The sequence below is a fragment of the Limosilactobacillus reuteri subsp. porcinus genome (assembly GCF_036621895.1).
In the GTDB taxonomy this organism is placed as follows: Bacteria; Bacillota; Bacilli; order Lactobacillales; family Lactobacillaceae; genus Limosilactobacillus; species Limosilactobacillus reuteri_J.
The window spans coordinates 380-1,052 of sequence record NZ_LN887425.1 but is presented as its reverse complement, the minus strand read 5'-3'; the positions used below and the strand labels follow the sequence as shown (position 1 = coordinate 1,052).

The following is a 673-nucleotide window of genomic DNA, read 5'->3' as shown; positions in this document are numbered from 1 at the left end:
GGGCCCATGACGCTATTGCAAAAGTAGTAGATCTTTATAATCAAGGCTATCGAAGAGTTGTCGACTTAGACCTAAAAGCCTATTTTGATAACGTTAATCATGACTTGATGATTAAGTATCTCCAACAATATATTGATGACCCATGGACACTAAGACTCATTCGTAAGTTTCTAACTAGCGGAGTCTTAGACCATGGGCTTTTCGCTAAGAGTGAAAAAGGAACCCCACAAGGAGGGCCATTGTCACCACTACTGGCGAACATCTATCTAAATGAGTTGGACAAAGAGTTGACTAGACGTGGTCACCACTTTGTGCGCTATGCGGATGATTGTAACATTTATGTTAAAAGTCAACGAGCCGGAGAACGAGTAATGCGAAGCATTACCCAGTTTCTAGAAAAGCGCTTGAAAGTTAAAGTGAACCCAGATAAAACCAAAGTCGGTAGCCCTCTACGGTTGAAGTTTCTTGGCTTTTCGTTGGGTGTAGACCACAATGGGGCCTACGCCCGTCCAGCTAAACAATCGCAACAACGAGTAAAGAAAGCGCTGAAGTTATTAACTAAACGTAATCGTGGAATATCTCTGACAAGAATGTTTGAAGAAATTCATCGAAAAATGCGTGGGTGGCTTCAGTACTACTCAATTGGGAAACTAACTAACTTTATTCAACGCCT

Annotated in this window: 1 protein-coding gene; it reads left to right on the top strand. The window is 41.8% G+C overall.

The window, feature by feature from the left end; translation table 11 throughout:
- A partial coding sequence (locus AACL61_RS06480; RefSeq protein ID WP_339111145.1) for a reverse transcriptase domain-containing protein occupies nucleotides 1-673 on the top strand: 673 nt, incomplete at both ends.